General features: G+C 46.8%; 22 protein-coding genes. 7 read left to right on the top strand and 15 right to left on the bottom strand.

Annotation, left to right across the window (positions count from 1 at the left end):
• Positions 1–18: 18 nt before the first annotated feature.
• Entirely contained in the window at positions 19–1,080 is a 1,062-nt protein-coding gene (locus ACT3T6_RS05520) for a TniQ family protein (RefSeq protein WP_192524527.1), read from the top strand.
• Between the two features lie 689 nt (positions 1,081–1,769).
• Entirely contained in the window at positions 1,770–2,657 is an 888-nt protein-coding gene (locus ACT3T6_RS05515) for a hypothetical protein (protein WP_096277095.1), read from the top strand.
• Positions 2,658–2,803: 146 nt separating this feature from the next.
• Here the strand turns inward: ACT3T6_RS05515 and ACT3T6_RS05510 are convergent, their stop codons facing one another.
• Positions 2,804–3,142, bottom strand: coding sequence for a hypothetical protein (locus ACT3T6_RS05510; RefSeq protein ID WP_141393021.1), 339 nt, complete (start codon positions 3,140–3,142; stop codon positions 2,804–2,806).
• 213 nt (positions 3,143–3,355) lie between these two features.
• Here ACT3T6_RS05510 and tnpA point away from each other — a divergent pair, with 213 nt between their 5' ends.
• The 3 genes from tnpA to ACT3T6_RS05495 are packed head-to-tail and all read left to right on the top strand — an operon-like array spanning position 3,356 to position 4,240.
• The gene (gene tnpA, locus ACT3T6_RS05505) at positions 3,356–3,646 is read left to right on the top strand and encodes an IS66 family insertion sequence element accessory protein TnpA (RefSeq protein WP_022519766.1); all 291 of its coding nucleotides are present in this window, start codon (positions 3,356–3,358) and stop codon (positions 3,644–3,646) included.
• Positions 3,643–3,987 carry an IS66 family insertion sequence element accessory protein TnpB gene (gene tnpB / locus ACT3T6_RS05500; protein WP_192526912.1) on the top strand — a complete coding sequence of 115 codons (345 nt, stop codon included), beginning with the start codon at positions 3,643–3,645 and terminating at the stop codon, positions 3,985–3,987. The genes tnpA and tnpB overlap by 4 nt, the downstream gene beginning before the upstream one ends.
• Before the next feature lie 28 nt (positions 3,988–4,015).
• Positions 4,016–4,240, top strand: coding sequence for a transposase (locus ACT3T6_RS05495; RefSeq protein ID WP_226913503.1), 225 nt, complete (start codon positions 4,016–4,018; stop codon positions 4,238–4,240).
• Positions 4,241–4,266: 26 nt separating this feature from the next.
• On the opposite strand, the gene ACT3T6_RS05490 is transcribed toward ACT3T6_RS05495, so the two are convergent.
• From ACT3T6_RS05490 to ACT3T6_RS05440, 11 genes are all read right to left on the bottom strand, one after another.
• Positions 4,267–5,229 (bottom strand): porin, encoded by a 963-nt coding sequence (locus tag ACT3T6_RS05490; protein WP_086961201.1) that lies wholly within the window; start codon positions 5,227–5,229, stop codon positions 4,267–4,269.
• A gap of 320 nt (positions 5,230–5,549) precedes the next feature.
• A complete protein-coding gene (locus ACT3T6_RS05485) occupies positions 5,550–6,164 on the bottom strand; it encodes an ATP-binding cassette domain-containing protein (protein ID WP_016239123.1) in 615 nt (204 codons plus the stop codon).
• A complete protein-coding gene (locus ACT3T6_RS05480; RefSeq protein ID WP_016239122.1) occupies positions 6,164–6,928 on the bottom strand; it encodes an ATP-binding cassette domain-containing protein in 765 nt (254 codons plus the stop codon). Before ACT3T6_RS05480 ends, ACT3T6_RS05485 begins: the two co-directional genes overlap by 1 nt.
• The gene (locus ACT3T6_RS05475; RefSeq protein ID WP_048766754.1) at positions 6,921–7,733 is read right to left on the bottom strand and encodes an alpha-D-ribose 1-methylphosphonate 5-phosphate C-P-lyase PhnJ; all 813 of its coding nucleotides are present in this window, start codon (positions 7,731–7,733) and stop codon (positions 6,921–6,923) included. Before ACT3T6_RS05475 ends, ACT3T6_RS05480 begins: the two co-directional genes overlap by 8 nt.
• Complete coding sequence (locus ACT3T6_RS05470; protein ID WP_016239120.1) at positions 7,730–8,743, bottom strand: carbon-phosphorus lyase complex subunit PhnI; 1,014 nt, start codon at positions 8,741–8,743, stop codon at positions 7,730–7,732. The genes ACT3T6_RS05475 and ACT3T6_RS05470 overlap by 4 nt, the downstream gene beginning before the upstream one ends.
• On the bottom strand, positions 8,743–9,300 hold the full coding sequence (gene phnH / locus ACT3T6_RS05465) for a phosphonate C-P lyase system protein PhnH (RefSeq protein ID WP_048766753.1): 558 nt from the start codon (positions 9,298–9,300) through the stop codon (positions 8,743–8,745). The genes ACT3T6_RS05470 and phnH overlap by 1 nt, the downstream gene beginning before the upstream one ends.
• 4 nt (positions 9,301–9,304) lie before the next feature.
• Entirely contained in the window at positions 9,305–9,730 is a 426-nt protein-coding gene (gene phnG, locus ACT3T6_RS05460) for a phosphonate C-P lyase system protein PhnG (protein ID WP_081194694.1), read from the bottom strand.
• A 12-nt stretch (positions 9,731–9,742) separates the two neighbouring features.
• Entirely contained in the window at positions 9,743–10,258 is a 516-nt protein-coding gene (locus tag ACT3T6_RS05455; protein WP_019282989.1) for a hypothetical protein, read from the bottom strand.
• Positions 10,251–11,075, bottom strand: coding sequence for an ABC transporter ATP-binding protein (locus ACT3T6_RS05450; protein ID WP_016239116.1), 825 nt, complete (start codon positions 11,073–11,075; stop codon positions 10,251–10,253). The genes ACT3T6_RS05455 and ACT3T6_RS05450 overlap by 8 nt, the downstream gene beginning before the upstream one ends.
• Positions 11,076–11,077: 2 nt before the next feature.
• A complete protein-coding gene (locus tag ACT3T6_RS05445; protein WP_226913506.1) occupies positions 11,078–12,097 on the bottom strand; it encodes a FecCD family ABC transporter permease in 1,020 nt (339 codons plus the stop codon).
• Between the two features lie 35 nt (positions 12,098–12,132).
• Positions 12,133–13,227: an ABC transporter substrate-binding protein gene (locus tag ACT3T6_RS05440; RefSeq protein WP_096277102.1), complete on the bottom strand. Its 1,095-nt coding sequence runs from the start codon at positions 13,225–13,227 to the stop codon at positions 12,133–12,135.
• A 29-nt stretch (positions 13,228–13,256) separates the two neighbouring features.
• On the opposite strand from ACT3T6_RS05440, the gene ACT3T6_RS05435 reads away from it, so the two are divergent.
• Positions 13,257–14,219, top strand: coding sequence for a LysR family transcriptional regulator (locus tag ACT3T6_RS05435; RefSeq protein WP_225733714.1), 963 nt, complete (start codon positions 13,257–13,259; stop codon positions 14,217–14,219).
• A gap of 6 nt (positions 14,220–14,225) precedes the next feature.
• Complete coding sequence (locus ACT3T6_RS05430) at positions 14,226–14,642, top strand: DUF4113 domain-containing protein (protein WP_192526914.1); 417 nt, start codon at positions 14,226–14,228, stop codon at positions 14,640–14,642.
• A gap of 467 nt (positions 14,643–15,109) precedes the next feature.
• Here ACT3T6_RS05430 and ACT3T6_RS05425 read toward each other — a convergent pair whose 3' ends face one another.
• From ACT3T6_RS05425 to ACT3T6_RS05415, 3 genes are read right to left on the bottom strand one after another with little or no spacing between them, the layout of a single operon-like run.
• Positions 15,110–15,553, bottom strand: a complete 444-nt coding sequence (locus ACT3T6_RS05425; protein WP_096277114.1) for a TIR domain-containing protein — start codon at positions 15,551–15,553, stop codon at positions 15,110–15,112.
• A 9-nt stretch (positions 15,554–15,562) separates the two neighbouring features.
• On the bottom strand, positions 15,563–16,993 hold the full coding sequence (locus ACT3T6_RS05420; protein WP_192526915.1) for an SIR2 family protein: 1,431 nt from the start codon (positions 16,991–16,993) through the stop codon (positions 15,563–15,565).
• A gap of 34 nt (positions 16,994–17,027) precedes the next feature.
• Entirely contained in the window at positions 17,028–17,522 is a 495-nt protein-coding gene (locus ACT3T6_RS05415; protein ID WP_096277120.1) for a toll/interleukin-1 receptor domain-containing protein, read from the bottom strand.
• Between the last annotated feature and the right edge of the window lie 12 nt (positions 17,523–17,534).

The raw sequence follows: 17,534 nt of genomic DNA, 5'->3' as shown, positions 1-17,534 counted from the left end.
AGAGGAAGCTGGGCGATCATGCTATCACCAGCTAAGAATGAGCTGTTTACTTCGTGGTTGATGCGTAGCGCCTTTGCTCACGGCCTGACCCCCTATCGGTTTGCTAATTACTGGGCTCCATCTATTCCTATCTGGAGCCGTGACATTGATCGTAGTGCCAGTGATGAGCTGCTCTATACCGTGTCGCGCCACTCAGGTTTTGATGTTGCGTCAGTCGAAAGGATGACATTACGTTCAATTGAGCAGAGTTTGGTAAAAATTCATCGTCAGGGAAATGTCCCCTTTCTTCTGTCAGCGGGGATATCTAACAAGGTACGTACCCAGCACGGCCTCCAATATTGTTCCGAATGCTTCAAGGATTATGGGGCCATCTATTATCGTGACTGGCGTTTAGGGTTTATGGTTGTTTGTCCTTACCATGGCGCCATGATGAGCGATGCTTGCCCACGTTGTGATGCGCCATTGATGCCACATCTAAGTACCGTGCAAAGAATGGATCGCTGTACGGTATGTGGGGTGTCGCTTCTTTCTCGCAAGTTACCAACCTTGTGCTGTTCTCCATTAGTGTTAGCTCTTCAATCCCAGCTACTGAAATTAGCGAATGGAACTCCGACTAACTTGCTCCCACAAGCGTCCACCAGTCCGGAAGCTCTGAGTGTCATTCGGGTAATGGCAGGCGTGCTCGCTAATTCGCTACAGCATGATCGACTGAGGCATCATTACGACTTGAAACCCTTCCATCGTCCTTCAAATCAGCGTTGCTTGTATGAGCATCAGCGTGTTGCCTATAGGACTGCAATTTTGGAAACCTTGGCATATTGGCTTCTTGATTGGCCATCGTCATTCCAAGAAGGTTCAAGTGTGCTTGGTCTAACTCAGAGGACATTCATAAAATCTATAATGCCTGCTTTTTTTGCTGAGCAGTTGTCATATCTGCCTGTGGGGGTACGAAGAACGCGCAGCACGAATCAGCAGCCAAAAGGCCCTTGTCTAAATCGGTGCCGACGAACTGAGCTTGTACAGTTCCGCCAGGAAAGAGCTCGACATATATTAAGTTTTTTAGGATACCCATTTTTGTGAGTCATAAGCCCCACTTGCAGTGTGATGACTGTGGTCGATCCATGCTTAAGGCGCAAAGGCGCTACAAAGGGAGCGCTTACTGCTCGACATGTTATGCCCGTGAGTTTAAGAAGAAGACTTGCACTAAATGCGGCGAGTCAGTGCGAGCCCATAAGTATGAAGAGAACCCGGTCTGCGGTGAGTGCCTCAGGCTGCACCGTGTCTGCGCGCGCTGCGATAAGCCGCTGCCGAGAGCCGGTTATCTTATTGGTCACGCTGCGTTTTGCAAAAGCTGCGCTCCGCATGGGCGAGAGGAACATACCTGTTCCCGTTGTGGATGTCTTTCTAGCAGATATTCACGCATCACTAATGGTGAACTTTCAGAGATTATCTGCCAGGCATGCGAAAGGAAGGCCTGCGCATTTGTAACCTGCTCGGTTTGTCGGAAATATCGTCAGCTCCATCAATATGATGTTGAAGGACGAGCTGTTTGTAGAGATTGCAGCGGGCCATATCCAAAAACTCACTCATGTCCTGACTGTGGAGCAGATACTCCCGGTGGTGGCAACGCCCCTTGCCAAGACTGTTCTTTAAAACGCCGTTTAGACCGACGAATAATGCTGAACCTTGAGTTATTTGAAGCTTCTTGGTGTAGAGCGCTATTTCTTGAGTTTTGCTCTTGGGAAAGGCTTCCTAGGCAAGCGGGAAATATGACGACGCGAATAGATAGTTATGCGCGTTTTTTGGTCATACTCGAACGGAATACTTTGTCCGTCAGAGATATTGATCAGCAACACTTATTCAATTTATTTGGAGCTGAAAAGCTTCGCCGTTCTTTTCATGTGGTGAATTTCTTAGTAGAAAAACTAGGCATAGAGTGGGATAACGAAGAGAAAGAGCAAGCGATTGAAAATAAGAGGATTAATGATATTTTGCAATGTTATGAGAAGCAGCCTTGGCATCGTGAGGTCGTCGACTATGCAAAAGAATTGAGTGAGAGAGTTACTTACAAAGAGACACCAATCAAACCTTTGACTGTTAGGAACTATCTGCGAGCAGCTATAGAGCTATTGATGTCAGCCAAGGTATCTTCCATTCAGGAACTTCCCGAAGAAGCTATCGTATCTCATGCTAAGAAAAAGCCAGGGCATTGTGCTTCCTTAGCTGTTTTCAGAACCTTTGCCAAAGATAAATACGCCGTTAATCTCGTGTTACCTGAGAAAAAAAATAAAGGGATAAGCAATAAGCAACACGTTAAAAAAATTAAGGCAGTAATGGAAAAGCTTGTTTCAACACCGAACGAGCGCGAAGCTAAAGCTTTAATGCCTGCAGCAATTTCAATGCTTTATCAGTTGCCATTAAAAAAGGTACTTATGCTTCGCTGTGCACACGTTGTGCAATCCAGCCGAAAGGTGTTCATTACTGTGGATGATGAGCGCTACGAGCTCCTCGGGCCGCTGCCTCATTTAATGAAGGTAGATCAGTTGGGAATCGACCCTGAGGCTTTTATCTTTGCTGGCAGAAGCCGTATGCAGCCTATGAGCACGGGAACTGTGCGGTACCATGTAAAAAAGCTTGAAGCGCAAATAGGAATGTAAGGTGTAGAGCTTGGCCAATGTGAGCCCTATGATAATTCGCATGATAACCATTTGTTATCGCTGACAGGCTGCCACACCTTTGCCATTTTTTTATTCGCATCAAATTGGCTATTCGCTCTAGTGGTCAATACTGATGCCTGTGATTGTTAAATCCGACCTCGCGCTCCACCACCTGAGGAACCGGGACCTTCTACATATTCGAGGTTCAGATCAACTTCAATCCGAACAGGAGGAATACCATAAACCTCATCTTCCAATCTCGACTTTGCATAGTTATTAAGTGCAAATCGCTCGCACAGGTGTCCACCTTCTCGCCATTCTGATTTTGAAAGTCCAAGTACAGTGACTAATCCCAAGCCAGCATGGTAGATTTTGTAAGGCATTGAATTTTGGCTTTCCCTTGTGCCATGAATTATCGGCTCTTGCCAAAAAAGCTCCAAAAAATTTCGCTGCGGTTCAGTAAGATTAGAAATCGTTTGATTCACCATCCCCTTAAAACGATTTTTTTCGAACTCAATAAAAAGTGGACGTACTACAGGGCTCAGCTGGAAAAAAAACTCAGCAGCGGGTGCTTGATGTATTTTTGTGATCCAACCCGATTTGCTCAGCCAGCGTAAGCGTTCATTCTAAGACGTCCTGCCGCCCGGCTGACATTCGCCCTACAGTAACCTCACATTTGCCCACACGAGGTTACCCCCATGAGAAAGCACCGCACCCCGGAACAGTGGCAGGCCCTGGTTGACCAGCATCGTGACAGTGGTCTGTCAGCTTCGCAGTTTTGTAAACAAGAGAACATTGGCTATTCCAGCTTCTGCAACTGGCGAAAGCGCCTGTCCGATCAGCCGACCGATAATTCGACAGACTCTGGAGAAGCCAGCTTTCTCGATTTGTCGTCACTGATGGGCACGTCGCCATCATCCGGCTTAGGCTGGAATATTGTGCTCAGCCTGGGTAACGGCGTCGAGCTACGGCTGAGCCAGAACGGATGATCGGGCTCGATAGCCAGGCGCGCATCTGGCTATGTACCGAACCCACAGACATGCGCAAATCCTTCCGGGGCCTGAGCGCCCTGGTTCGGAATCAGTTGAAGCACGACCCGCTCAGTGGCCAGTATTTCGTCTTCGTCAATCGTCGCAAGACCCAGATGAAGATGCTGTACTTCACCGCCACCGGTTATTGCCTGTGGGCCAAGCGCCTGGAGCAGGGCCAGTTCCGGGTGCCGTTATCCGCCTCCGGGCAGCGAGCCCTGACCCTGACGGATCTGCAACTGCTGATCGATGGCATCGAGGTGCAGAAATATCGCCAGTTCAAGCGTTTTCGAGAGGTATAGAAGGCCGACTTTCGATATAATATCGGCCATGAATTCAACCGCTTCCGCTCCTTCTTCCAATGCACCTTCCTACTCGGCTCTGGCCGAGGAGAATGCCGTGTTGCGGGAGCAGTTGGGAGCCCAGGCAGAAGCGATTCGTCAGCTGACGCATCAACTGGACTGGTTCAAAAAGCAGCTGTTCGGTCCCAAATCCGAGAAGCAGGTGTTCGATCTTCCCGGGCAGGACAAGTTCAACTTTCGGGGTGCTGTGTAGACCTGTATTAATGGGCTCTGTGAAACTTAGAAATCGTATCGAACCCCTAAAGCCCACCAATCCTTATCAATCGCATTGATCTCCCTATCTGTACTGCTAGCATATTCTAAATATACAAACATTGGATCACTAAGCCGGTAGCTGCCACCCGCAACGTATTGGACGTCACTCAAATTCATGTCACTATTTTCCATATAGCTGACGTTCCCGTATATTTTGCCTTCTGAGTAACTAAAAACGGGTGCTATACCATAATGACGAATATCTCCCTGCTCTTCAAATAACGCACCGACACTTAGCTGTGGAGATATTTTGTAGGTTACGCTTGCCCCGAGTAGAGCATCATCATCACCTTCTGCTTCATCATAGCCAGCGGCAAAACGTACCGGGCCTGTTTCATAGGCTACATATCCCATTAGGTTAAGTGTTTCTTCTTCACCTGCATCTTCATCTTCTGGATCGAGCTTTCCAGCGACACCCAGGCTGAAGCCATCGAAACTTTGGGATTCAAAAGAGATAGAGTTTCCACGGGCGCGGGCACCACCTTTTGCCAAGGCTCGCCAATCCACAGTATTTCTTACATTGATAACCTTGGATATGTTCTGATAATAGATGGAGTCAAAGTTACCAACCTTTACGGCTCCGACGTCTTCAAATCGTAGCCCTACATATGTGTTCCTTATATCATCAATGACGTTAGGCCGTGCCTCGTCACGATCATTAGCGGTGAATCTAAACTCGGCTCTTATAAAACCCTCTAGCTTAGGATTTATCCTATGTCCAGCTTTAAAGCCAAGGCGTGAACCTTCTTCACTAATATAGTCGTTACCGTCATCGTTGTTTAACGTCAAGTGTATACGGCCATATAGGTCAAAGTAAGTTTCTCCGTCTTCATACACATTGAATGCCTGTGTGGTTCCTGAAAACCCTAAACCTGCTACTAGTGCCAATGTAGAAATGCCATGGCATTTTTTGTTGTTCAACAACATGTTTACTCCCTGATTTATCTTTTTGAGTTTGTTTTTACACTGCCGTGAGATTTTTTTTCTTTTTGGCCCTCCTCTTTTTTATTAAATGTTGTATGGCGTAGGCATTAATAAGCCGCTCACTCAGCCAAAGCGGGAGACTTTTTCATTGAATTTCCTTTGCGAGAAATTCTACTTTAAAGCACTACGGTTTGGTGGGGGGATTACCAGTGTGACTGAGGTATCGGCATGAACGAAGTTTAGGCAACCTACACTCAACGCAGATCCCAATAAAATTTTTTTCATTATGAGTACTTTTCCAGGTTAAATTAAATGTAGACGGTTTAACCGTCTAAAGAGATTGACTGATCCACCCAACTGGCACTCGTATGACTGGTGTAAATAACCAGTTTCTGAGCGGCTTTAGCCTGTAATAAAAGCGTGCTCACCTGATGACTACGCTCTGGATCCAATCCTGTACAGGGCTCATCTAAAAGTAAGATTGGAGGAGAAGAAAAATAAGCGTGAAGCAACATAAAACGCTGTAGTTCACCACCAGAGACATCACAGGCATAGCGAGAGAGTAAGCTAGGAGAGAGGTCCAGCAGTCTTAGTCCGTCGAGTACTGTCTTTGTGGGGACTAGAGCAAACCAATCCACAAGTTTTTCGCGAGGTAGTACGGTAGGATGTTGCCCTACGTACGACATTAATCGTGAGCGTAGAAATGCAAAGTGGGCGGGTGTCATTGTGCTTGGTGTGAACTGCTGATCGTGGGTTCGTATGCACAAGTGTGCCGTTCCTAAGCTTCGACTTCCCCAAATTCGTGAGAGCAAAGTCGATTTTCCTGAGCCTGACGCTCCCCAGATCTGTACGATCTGCCCTGTTTGTGCCGTTATGCGAAGTGGCCCATGATGTATGCCATTGCCTTCATACTGCAAAATCACAGTTGGTTTATTCATTAAATCATTGCCTTAACAAGAGCTTGGGCGATGAGATGCTCAGGCTCAGTAAGCAAACGATCCATAATGGATTCGCTGACGATGCGGCCTTGATCCATCACGATGGCCCGATCAGCAATGAGTCGAGCTAGACGTAAGTCATGAGTCACAAACACCATGGCAGTCTGTGTTTGGTTTCTCAAATTAGAGAGCACATCTAAAAAATCTGCTTGAGCGACTGAGTCGAGACCAGCAGTGGGTTCATCTAAAAATAAAATGCTCGGCTGATGGATCATGGCCGCAGCGATTTGTACGCGTTGGCGCATCCCTCCCGAAAAGTTCTTCACTGGCTCATGTAATCGTTCTGGACATAAACCAAGTCGCTGGCCCCATTTTTGTGCTTGTTTGAGTGCATCAACCGCACGGTTGTCACCTAAATCAAAAAGACGACGTACGATATTAGTGGCGGCACTTTGTCTCAGGTTTAGGGTTGTGCTGGCATCCTGAGCCACATAGCCACACGCCCGCCGACGTAAAAGGTTAGTTTGATAAAGACTAGTACGTAGTAAATCCTGGCCTAAAAGGGAAAGAGCCTGACAGTTGTTAGATAGCTGTCGTCCAGCAAGTATATTCAGAAGACTTGATTTTCCAGCACCTGAGGGGCCGACTAAAGCGAGAACCTCGGAAGGATAAAGCTTGAGGTGACAATCCGACAAAATACGGTGCCCAGCTATTTCAAGTGAGATAGCCTGTGCTGTCAGCACGGGATCTGGCAAGCTAAACATGAGCGCGCTCCTTGCATGCTTCGGAGTCGGAACATACCCAATGGGGGGTGTTTGACGTACCAATATTATCCAAATAATGAATAGATGAGCCGCAGATACAACATGCTGTATCGACTTTTTTCAGGCTAGCAGGCAGGTCAACAAAAGCTAAGTTTGCTAAGGGTGTATAGGCAGGCAATGCATAAATTCGTCGCTCGCGTGCGGCGCCAAAAATCTGAATAGCAGGCATCATCGCCATGCGGGGGTTATCCATAGCAGGAATAGGCGACGGTGACATTAAGACCCCATCATTAACAATCACAGGGTGGTCGTATCCTAAGCACGCCTCATCTTGTTGCAACCATGTTTCAAATAGAGCGCTTAACACGACACCGTAATCATGATGTGCGTGCCGTGTCAGTGCTTCGGCCGCATCATTAATAAATCCACGTAGAGGGTCAGGTCGAGGAACTTGGTACACCACAATTTGCTCTTCCCGCAACGGGCTTTCAGGGACTCGCTGACGCGTTTGAATGAGAGTAGCCTTTGAGCTTGTTGTCGTAATTGATATGTTTGCCGTTTTAGTAAAAAAATCCGCGATATTCAGGGCATTAACGGTATCATCCGAACCATGATCGACTACCTTTAACGTGTCATTCGGTTCTAATAAGGCAGCGGTAATAGCCATGCCTCCTACCCCCCAACCATAGGCAATGGGTAGCTCAGGAGCTGAGAAAGGTATTTGACGTCCAGGTAGACAGAGTGCTTTTAGGGTTTTACGACGTATTTCTTGTTTGGACGGTAGATCAAGGTAGGCATAATTCATATTTCCTCCTTAGCCTGAACTCGGCGTAAACGCGCTAAATCAGCATCAAAGTCAGAGTAATGAGGTAATTTCAAATGGCTGACATAGCCGGATGCAGCGACTCCGTCGGTATGCATGAGTGCATCACTGGTAGCACCCTCAATTTTAAAGTGCTGATCTACGATTGCCATGGCGACGGCTTTACGCTCGTTAGCTCCAAAAGCAATACCAAAACCCGCTTCTAAATGTGGAGATGAGCTAAAATTTGGAGCCACAGTAGTGCAGGCAGTTAACTCAACCTCACCAATGGATACGGTTAAATTGAGGTCTTCCAGCTCTACGAATATTTCAACGCTCCCTCTCATTAATTGCGCTACATAGGGATGACTCGTTGAGGCTTTACGCAAACTCTCGTAAGCTAATCCAGTTAAGTAGCCTTCTTCGCCACGAGCGAGATGAGCGAGACGCTCGCAAGGATCAGGTAAAGAAGGCAAAACAGTTCGCGTAATGTCTATCGGAGCTTTAGATATTTCGGTGCGGATAAGATCTGCGTACAGTGGCTCAGAGCTAGAGGGCGATGAGGGAGCTGTTATCACTGATTTAGGTAACTCGCACTGAGGGCGAGAGTGTTCTAAATCCATATTCAGTAAGCGGTGGGTGTAGTCGTAAGTGGCGCCTAAAATTTGCCCTCCAGCCAACTCTTTTTGCGTGGCGGAAATGTGGCGACTGTAATGCATTGTTTTTAGATCTATGTTTTGGCTTGAGCCAAAATTGGCTAATTGCGCGCGATGAGCACGTACGAGAAATACCGCTTCGGCAATGTCTCCCTGAGCTTGCTTAAAGGCAATAGCAGCAAAACGTCGATCGTATAAGCCCCCCTCACTCATGATCCGATCAAGAGCTAACGACATTTGTGCCATGATTTGATTAATTTCAATCTCGGGGATTGTGTCGTCGCCTCGGCGACTCCGTTCTACGGCTATACGGGAAGCAGCAATTGCTTGTTCACCACCCTTTACTGGTACGTACATTAAATGATCTCCAAAGTTAAGTGACGTGGTAATACAACCAGCTGCGTGTCAGCGCATAGTAGTAGGTCCACTCCACGCGGGTAATCGGCACGAAAAGCAATATGATCAATGACTACATTTTGATGTAACCCTGAAAAATATAAAGTGTGTGGTTTGTTGAGTCCTGCACCGGTGGCTCGTATAGCAAGCCCCCCGTTTGTAGGTGATATGGCGGCTATTTCCATGACAAGGGTTGCCCCACTTTCAGGCGCCTCACGGCTTCCTGCTGGAATATGTTGTAAGTGATGCCGTTGAGAACCTGCAAAAACCCATTCGGGAGTTTGGCTCAAGGTTGCGCCTGTATTCAAAATACGGCTTGTTAATTCCTTATTTTCCACCTCAATAGCTACCGTCGTTTGGCTGTCTAGAAGGCAGTCAACGATGCAATGAATAGCACGCTCTTCTAGTTGCTGTATGCGCATTGGGTAACCAAAGGCATGCAGTAGTCGCCGATAAGTACGCGTCTGCCGATGTAACTCATCGTCATGTCTGTGCTCAGATCGTAAAGGTATTTTCATGATTCTAAGTTTTTTGTGTGGTGTAGAAACGTACAGAAGTAGCAGCCGTCAGCTGCTCCCTCTCAGCCTTTTTTAGCTCTAACTGTTGGCGTATAGGGTGCAGCACCAGCTCACGTTGGTGGGAGGGGGCCGTTTGTAGAAAGGCGTCTAGATAGGCCGCTAACTCCGCTTTGCGTAGATCGGAGCCCAAATGTACTGCGTAACCTTGAATTTTCCCAATAGCGATTACGCAGCGAGTACAAGAAGCCTCACCAAACTGAAATGACACTGAGGCCTTACAAGCTTGTGTATTGAGCTGCACCAACCCCGTTTCAGGGCCAGCGAGTTTTTGTATAGGCACACCCGGATTGTAAGTAGCCCAGATATTTTCCAGATAATCTCGGTTAGCTCGGGCAAGTAGCCCGAGCCAAGTTTGACGTTCTTGACTCATGGCTATGACTTATTACGATAATACGGTAGCGTTGTAAATATCTTCTGCGGGCTGGACTAACAAGCGTTCTCCCATTTCGAGCTTCATTTCAGCCAAAATGATCTCTTCTTCTGGTGAGCGGTCTTTCTTGCGTGCTAACTGAATGAACTCGGGGCGTACGTGTCCGGGACGGATGGTGATTTCAACAGCGGTGCCACGGTACTCGAAACGGAAGTAATAACGACCACCGGGGGACTCTTCTTCTTCGAGCCCTACTGAGTTATCAACAATGTAGCGACCCTCAGTAAGACCGCGGGTAACAAACTCAATCGCATCTCTACCCCCTGGGCCTCCAAAGGCTGTGACACAGCGAATTTCACGTCGTTCAGGCAAACGACCATTATCTAGCAAGGGCCAGGCTCGCTGCATAACTTTTAGCCCGTGGGCTACACCACCCGGATAACCGGCACCGTGGTATTTTAATAACTCATCAAAGTGGACTGTAAATTCATGTCCATTTTCCAGATAGGAGATTGTATCGTTACTCATTGTATTTACCTTTGTTTAGAGGATAAGAAATGGGCATATCTTGATCCGGTTCACGTATTCCAAAAACCGGGCAGATTGTGCTTTGAAAATGTTCTCCCGTTTGCACCATTAGACGGCGTAGTCTGACGTTGTATAAACGGGATAACTCAGACTCGGTTAACAGCTCATCAGCTGGACCAAATTTAATCTGATCGTTGGTGTGCATCAGCAGTACTTTGTCTGCGAGATGCAGAGCGTGTTGCGGATGGTGAGTGGTAAAAACGACCGAATGGCTACGTACTCGGCGTAACTCGAATAAGACGTTAAGCAATAAGTCCTGATTAGCTAAATCTAAAGCTGAAGCCGGCTCATCAAGTATGAGTACCTCAGCACCAGTAGCTAAAGCACGAGCAAGCAACACTAATTGGCGCTCGCCGCCGGATAGAGAGCCATATAAACGATAAGCAAAATGCCCTCCGCCTACTTTTTCCAATGCTTCAAGAGCTAGCTTACGATCCCGCTGTGAAGGAAGGCTGAACATGGGAAGCAAGGCGGCTCGTGCCATGAGTACCACATCGAGGCAACAATGGTTTTCACTACCGTATTGGTATTGAGGTACATAGCCGATGAGGTGGGGTACCTGCCGTTGTCCTTGATCTAAACGTTGTGAGCCTAATAGAGCTTTTAGCAACGTAGTCTTACCGCGTCCGTTTGGGCCCAAAATGGCCAACGTTTCGCCCTTTTGTACGTTAAAACTTAAATCCTGAAAAATCACACGTTCACTAAAACGTACGCACGCTCCAGTTAAACTGAGATGAGAGGTAAAGACGGTTTGCATGATTAAGCCCTTTCACGTCGACGAGTGCATAGTAAGTACACAAAGACGGGGGCGCCAACTAGAGCTGTGAGTACGCCTAAAGGAATCTCTGCAGCAGTTAAACTACGAGCCAACGTATCAGTCAAAATCATGAAAGTGGCACCCAGCATAAGACTCGTGAAATAGAGCCGGCGGTGATCTTCGCCTACTAACATACGAGCAAAGTGTGGGATTACGAGTCCTACCCACCCCACTACGCCCGATGCGGTTACGCAGGCGCCGATAATGATAGAAATCAACGCGAAGACGATCATCCGGGAGCGTGCAACATGGATGCCAAACGACTTAGCTTCGTCGTCACCCATAGCGAGTACAGCAATGCGATAGCGCATTCTATTCAGTAGGTAAATGCTGGCAATGAGTATAGGAGCAGTTTGTGCAAATTTTTCCCAACTCGCCGTTGCAAAGCTTCCCATCAGCCAAAAGACGATGGCAGGTAAACTCGTTTCTGGATCCGCGGCATATTGAACTAACGAAATACCTGCTGCAAATAAAGCATCAATAACAATTCCAGCAAGCACAATAGTCATCAAAGTACGACCCGCCATATTTGAAATCAGCACTACTAAAAACAGAGCAGCAAATGCTGATACAAACGTAGCCCCCATCAGTAGCGGCCCCCCTACTCCAGCCAAAATTGCCAGTGATCCTCCTAATGCTGAACCTGAGGATAAACCTAGCACTTTAGGTGAAACGAGAGGGTTACGAAATAAGGTTTGTAAGGCTACCCCGCAGATGGCAAGCCCAGCCCCACATACTCCTGCCAATAATATGCGCGGCAAGCGTACATTCAAGATCACCAACGCATCCATATGCTGTGAGTTATCACCTCGTAAGGCTGCATATAGGATGGCTACAATCTCATCTAGCGCTACGCTGTATCGACCTACTGATAGCCCGATTAGCACAGTCGCTATAAGCAGTAGGGACAAAAGAGGCCAATGACTAGCACGCCAAGTGCTCAGGGTAACTGGCTCAACCATTTCTGAGGACGAGTGAATCGATCGCGTATATGTGTTCATTGTTTACGAAACACTTGATAACCGTGACTGTCGCCGTTCATAGCAATACGCAGAATTCGATCTATCTGCTCATCCGATAGGTCAAAGTTATAAAGTAATTTGAAGCCTTCTTTTAATTCGTGACGTAGGTCAAAAGAGAAAATATCGGGATGAGTAAGATTGGCCAGCCACATCCATGTGTAGGGGCTTTCATGGGAAGCACTATCCCAGATATATCCACCTTGAGGTGTCTTATAAACGCGTTTTTGTACGGCGGCATTTAAGCGAGAAAGTAATGGGTCGTCGTATATCGCTTCTAATCCAGCATCCGTCTCTGCTGCGGAAAGTAAGATAATATCTGGGTTCCATTCAAGAATCTGTTCCACGCTAACAGTGCTTTGTACGCCAGCTCCTTGAGCTACATTTTTAGCGCCAACCAGCTCGATGAAGGTTTGTTGATAACTTTTCTCACCAGTAGCAGTCAACTTGGATTTGGCAGAGCGCAAATGCAAAATGCTTGGTGTTGCATGAAAGCCTACTTGTTTTAAACCAGTAGTAATTTCACTTTGTACACGGTCACGCCAATCAATAAGCTTTGACAGTTTTTCAGTATTACCCGTGATATCAGCCACCATTTTCATATTGGCTCGGGCCAGCTCTTCTGTACCCGCATTGCCACCGCCTACCATTAGAGCAACGGGCAAACCTGCATTGCGAAGTGGAGCTACGATATCATCGCCGCGCTCACCCCACTGGATGACTAAATCCGGTTTAAGTTCTGCGATGGCCTCTACGTTGGGCATCCAACCACCGTTTTCCGACAAAATGTCACTGGAGATATCAACAGCTTCAGGAAACATAACGCTCATCATACCGCTCTCAAAGGCTCGTTTAGAGCCCTCATTCATACCCACTAACAGCTCGGTAGAACCATCTATTGCGATGAAGGTAGCTGCAGCTGGATTGGGCAGAGTAATGATACGTCTAGGAGGGGCTTCTAACTTAATTTCCTGTCCGGTTACATCAGTAAAGTTAAATTCTTGCGCTGACAAGTTACCTGATAACAAAGTTGTCGCTACTAGCACGGCAAAGCAACGGGGTATTGAGGTCATAACCTCTCCAATTGAGAATGAGATTGACTATGATTTTGATTAAAAATATTATAGCCAGTGTTTCATCAATTGGAATCGAATGTTTTATGACGGTGCGTGAAGTAATTTCGAACAAGCTAGCAGCAGTGTCTGTGCGTGACTTGCTTTTAGTTGAGGCCGTCGCAATGAAACGTAGTTTTCGTTATGCGGCCATAGACATGGGTATTTCGACCTCGGGCTTGTCTTATCAAGTAAAAAAAGTAGAGGAAATTCTCGGACAGCCCATTTTTGAAAGGGGGAGTAAAATAACACCCACTGCCTTTGGAAAGGAAGTTTTAGACTTAATCGCCGTAATTTTAGAAGGCGTGACTCGGCTTGAGGGGTTACGTGATGATGGCTTAGCTCTTCCCTTTGGGCAAACCTTACGTATTGGAGTGATTTCCTCACTGGCACCGGATAACTTGTTACGGATTATCCAGATTTGTGCTCACCGTTCAGGTAAAACTAAAGTCGAGTTGGTTAGTGGCAAGCATCAAGGTCTGTTACGGCGTTTACAGAACCGTGAAATTGATTTGCTAATTAGTGCAGCACAGTCGGTTCCTGAGGGGATGGCATATACAAGCTTATTCAAGGAACACTTTGTCTTACTAGTGCGAGCCGATAAACTTCAGCCTGAACTCCATCCTCTTATGCTCTGTGAGCCTGGATTACTACCACTTAGCGAGGATGATTTTGTTCCATCGCTAATTACTGAAGGCTTAAGTAAATTATTAAGCTCCGGCTTGACTCGTACATATGGCCTTGGTGTTGAGCATCGAATGGCTTTAGTTGCCGCAGGTTATGGTCATGCATTATTGCCGTATGGCTGGGTAAGAGATGTACATTTACCGGATCATTTAGCAGTGATGGAGCTTCCTCCCGCTTTATCGGCAGAGCGTGAATTAGGTTGCTTTTGGCGTCACTCATACATGATGGGGAGTCAAATTTCTCAGGCTTTTAGTGAAGCATGGTAAGCATTGATGGTGTTTGTTCACACCAATCGCTTTCGGCAAGATCTGCCGAGCTACAGTAAACGGTTAGTAATACCGCTACCTCACCCCACCGATGATAGCCGCGAGCTCATCAAAGCTGCCATGGCAGGGCTAGAAAGAATTTTTAAAAAAGACATCTGGTACCAAAAATGCGGGATTATGCTCATTGATTTGTGCGATCACGACAATGAACAACTAGGGCTGCTCGCCGAACCGATCAGTGACGAGAAACGTGCTCGTAATGAAAAATTGATGGCCACGCTCGATAAGCTCAATCGCGAACACGGAAAAAATACCGTCCGGATTGGCATGCCTCGCAAACAGAATGCTTGGGAATTGCGTTGCGAGCACCGTACACCACGCTACACCACACGCTGGGAAGAGCTAGCAGTGGCCAAAACCTAGAAAAGAGCTGCCATCCCTGGCACTCCTACCTCTTTTCACTACCAATAATCACATCCCTGTTGTGACGCATTCGACGTGCTAAAGCGGCGATCCTGGGCGTCACACTTTCACCCTAGCCTTTATCAAGCCATTTTTATGTAAGCGATTGACCACAGCGTTTGTAAGCAATGGCTTACAACAATCCGTTATGCAATGAAACTAAAAACGATTGGCGATATGTGTGCCACTAACCCAATTGGCAGCAACTAAGCCAGTGGTACTTCAGCTTATTCTGATGGATGGCAAAGACACCTGATCCGATTCAGGATAATTCGAGCAGTTAGCACGTGACATTTTTCCGCTAAAACAAGGGTTCAAACGCAGGATCGCTTGGTGAATAGGTCCCCTGGTAGCCTGTATGATTTCAGGCGGGGCATCAGAATTCATCTTCGTTAATTAGCTCAAAGGTGTGGTCGCTTAAATATCGCTCAAGGTTTTCCAGCAGCCTTGGCGGCTTCTTCAACCCATACTCCAAGGTTTTCACGACCATTATCTGTATTCCAGCGGTAGTGCTTGTATCCTTGGATCTTCATGCCGCAGAAGTCACTTGTTTGTTTATTGAAATCTGGGATTTTACTAATATCTATAGTCAACAATCCGTTGCCCCGTTTGATACTTTTCTCTATTTCGTATTTTACCCATTTACTTTTATCAGTATTGGCACCTATAAGTACGACTGTCACAGTCGTACCGATAAGCTGGGCATCTATCCATGCTTTTACCGTGCTATCACCTGTGCGCTCTAACTTCTCGAACTCTGCTTTGTCGATGAATCCAACTTTAGGGTTGGCATTGATCACGTTACTGTTACGGACATTCATCGCTCTCAGAACGTCGTCGTACTGGAAACTAAAGAAAACCTTTCTAGCCATGGGGACACCTTAGATGAGCCGTAAGAGGAGGAGGATGACTTCTTGAGCGCGTTCAAGTGATGTAGATTTATCGCCTAGTTCACCCAACAAGGGTGTAATCTTTTTACCATTCTCGTGCTGAGATTCTTGATAAGACTTCATAACCTCATTCCACAGTAATTTCGACATCGAGCCTGTAATACCTACAGGAATTACAAAAACGCCTTTCGCTACAGCGATATCGAATTCTTCACGCATTCCGTCAGAAAGGATTAACTCGCCATTTTCCAGCTTATTGCCAAACATAAAAATAGCAACGCCTGCATGAGCGAGCATATTGCGTCGATATTCTGTCCACAGTTCCTTCAGAGGCCTTTCCCCAGTCTTGCTTTGTGGAAAGGGCCTAAGAATTAACTGGTCGTTGTCGAGACGGCCACCATTCATAACAGTTTGTTCAAGCACGCCAGTGATGATTGCGCTACCTATACCGAGGCCAAACCCTGAGATCACTCGGTACTGTTCTTTGCAAATGGCCCTGCTCAGATGATAAACGAATTGCTCTGATTCAGCCTTGCACCACGGGTTATAGTCATGAGCAGCACCAGAGATAAAGATTGTATTTCTTTTGTGGCGATGCTCGATGGCACGCAGAATGTCAGTAATTTCAGAAAACTCATCAACATAAACGGCTTTGATCCCTACACGGAGCAGCTCTCCTGTGAAAAGCTCTTCCTTACGTTGGCGATACTCGAAGTCAGCAAGGTCTTCATTCTCTCCCTTGCTAGCTCTTCTCAGGATGCAGTAGTGCTGTCGTTGATCTCGAGTAAACTGAATCCTGACGCGGCTAAGAATATATTCTAGATTAGGGTCGGTGAAGCTGAAGCCGAGAAAGAGGAAGGTTTTAGAAACCAAGTCACCGCTTAAAGCTGTAATGAACGGCTGCATATTGACGTGGTAACGCTCATAGTCATCGCGAGTCAACACCGCGTCAGCGGCATGCTCGATGTCACCATGCATCTTATAAACAATTGCATCACGTTTCGGCCGTGTCGTTGCCAATTGCTTATTGGTATGTTTGATGTCAGCTATCTTTTCGTTTTTTTCAAGCGCCGTTTCGATCAAACGATCATAATTGGTTGTCCAGTAGGTCGGAATAGGCAGCCTTGCCAGAATCGCGTGGTTTTCAGTGGGCTCCGCCGTCATTGAGAACTCAGTCACCAGTAGCTGATTGAGTTTTGCTCGGTTGGTCGCATTGACGTTTGTGTGGTATTGCGCCAACGTAACTAGATCCCATTCTTTATCGACGTCTAAATCAAGCTCATCAGCTATTGGCTTGAGCAATGACTTCCAGTCGACATAACCTGCTGCTCTTGAAAAGCCTGCACCCGCAAAAATAGCCAGATTTCCTTCTTCTAGCTCTTTTGAAAGGGTGTCAACGAGCCGTAACTGATCACGTTTCATTCTGAGCTTCCCGTCAGGTTTTTGTAAGGCATAATCAGATATTTCTCAGCCAACGACTGTGCCCTTGAAGGTCGTATAGGGCTAATGCTCCGTTTGGTGTGGTGTCGATACGGGAATAAAGCTGTAAATATTCATTGCCATGATGACGACCTGATGAGTCGACGGTAGGAACGATGACGATGTTATTGAGATTCTTCTTTCCATCAGCGTAACCAATCTCCCAAGGGCACCATCGTGATGACATGGAGTTCTCAGTAGCCAGGAAAAGGAACCAATTGGCATGCACAATGGCATTCTTGATTCGCCTTGCGGTTTCTGCATCAGGGCGTTCCGGCATCTTTTGGTCTTGCCAATCGATGTAGATATCCCACCCTTGTTCAATGAGCATTTGCTGAAGGCCTAATGCTTGCTGGTTATCTTTGTGACTATGGCTCAAGAAAGCAGTCGGTCGACCGATGCTTGGTGATGAAAAAACCCGTTGTTGCTTACGAAATGAAGCATTGCTGAGCTCATATTGGTAAATTGCCATACGTTACCATTC

It is taken from the genome of Halomonas sp. 72, assembly GCF_052379785.1.
Taxonomy (GTDB): Bacteria; Pseudomonadota; Gammaproteobacteria; order Pseudomonadales; family Halomonadaceae; genus Vreelandella; species Vreelandella citrativorans.
The sequence above is the reverse complement of the archived record's forward strand: the minus strand, read 5'-3'. Positions and strand labels throughout refer to the sequence as shown.

Excerpts from the sequence above, each read along its gene's own strand:
- ACT3T6_RS05520 (WP_192524527.1), top strand. The coding sequence starts at position 19 with ATGCTATCACCAGCTAAGAATGAGCTGTTTACTTCGTGGTTGATGCGT.
- ACT3T6_RS05515 (WP_096277095.1), top strand. The coding sequence starts at position 1,770 with ATGACGACGCGAATAGATAGTTATGCGCGTTTTTTGGTCATACTCGAA.
- tnpA (WP_022519766.1), top strand. The coding sequence starts at position 3,356 with ATGAGAAAGCACCGCACCCCGGAACAGTGGCAGGCCCTGGTTGACCAG.
- tnpB (WP_192526912.1), top strand. The coding sequence starts at position 3,643 with ATGATCGGGCTCGATAGCCAGGCGCGCATCTGGCTATGTACCGAACCC.
- ACT3T6_RS05495 (WP_226913503.1), top strand. The coding sequence starts at position 4,016 with ATGAATTCAACCGCTTCCGCTCCTTCTTCCAATGCACCTTCCTACTCG.
- ACT3T6_RS05490 (WP_086961201.1), bottom strand. The coding sequence starts at position 5,229 with ATGTTGTTGAACAACAAAAAATGCCATGGCATTTCTACATTGGCACTA.
- ACT3T6_RS05485 (WP_016239123.1), bottom strand. The coding sequence starts at position 6,164 with ATGAATAAACCAACTGTGATTTTGCAGTATGAAGGCAATGGCATACAT.
- ACT3T6_RS05480 (WP_016239122.1), bottom strand. The coding sequence starts at position 6,928 with ATGTTTAGCTTGCCAGATCCCGTGCTGACAGCACAGGCTATCTCACTT.
- ACT3T6_RS05475 (WP_048766754.1), bottom strand. The coding sequence starts at position 7,733 with ATGAATTATGCCTACCTTGATCTACCGTCCAAACAAGAAATACGTCGT.
- ACT3T6_RS05470 (WP_016239120.1), bottom strand. The coding sequence starts at position 8,743 with ATGTACGTACCAGTAAAGGGTGGTGAACAAGCAATTGCTGCTTCCCGT.
- phnH (WP_048766753.1), bottom strand. The coding sequence starts at position 9,300 with ATGAAAATACCTTTACGATCTGAGCACAGACATGACGATGAGTTACAT.
- phnG (WP_081194694.1), bottom strand. The coding sequence starts at position 9,730 with ATGAGTCAAGAACGTCAAACTTGGCTCGGGCTACTTGCCCGAGCTAAC.
- ACT3T6_RS05455 (WP_019282989.1), bottom strand. The coding sequence starts at position 10,258 with ATGAGTAACGATACAATCTCCTATCTGGAAAATGGACATGAATTTACA.
- ACT3T6_RS05450 (WP_016239116.1), bottom strand. The coding sequence starts at position 11,075 with ATGCAAACCGTCTTTACCTCTCATCTCAGTTTAACTGGAGCGTGCGTA.
- ACT3T6_RS05445 (WP_226913506.1), bottom strand. The coding sequence starts at position 12,097 with ATGGTTGAGCCAGTTACCCTGAGCACTTGGCGTGCTAGTCATTGGCCT.
- ACT3T6_RS05440 (WP_096277102.1), bottom strand. The coding sequence starts at position 13,227 with ATGACCTCAATACCCCGTTGCTTTGCCGTGCTAGTAGCGACAACTTTG.
- ACT3T6_RS05435 (WP_225733714.1), top strand. The coding sequence starts at position 13,257 with ATGATTTTGATTAAAAATATTATAGCCAGTGTTTCATCAATTGGAATC.
- ACT3T6_RS05430 (WP_192526914.1), top strand. The coding sequence starts at position 14,226 with ATGGTGTTTGTTCACACCAATCGCTTTCGGCAAGATCTGCCGAGCTAC.
- ACT3T6_RS05425 (WP_096277114.1), bottom strand. The coding sequence starts at position 15,553 with ATGGCTAGAAAGGTTTTCTTTAGTTTCCAGTACGACGACGTTCTGAGA.
- ACT3T6_RS05420 (WP_192526915.1), bottom strand. The coding sequence starts at position 16,993 with ATGAAACGTGATCAGTTACGGCTCGTTGACACCCTTTCAAAAGAGCTA.
- ACT3T6_RS05415 (WP_096277120.1), bottom strand. The coding sequence starts at position 17,522 with ATGGCAATTTACCAATATGAGCTCAGCAATGCTTCATTTCGTAAGCAA.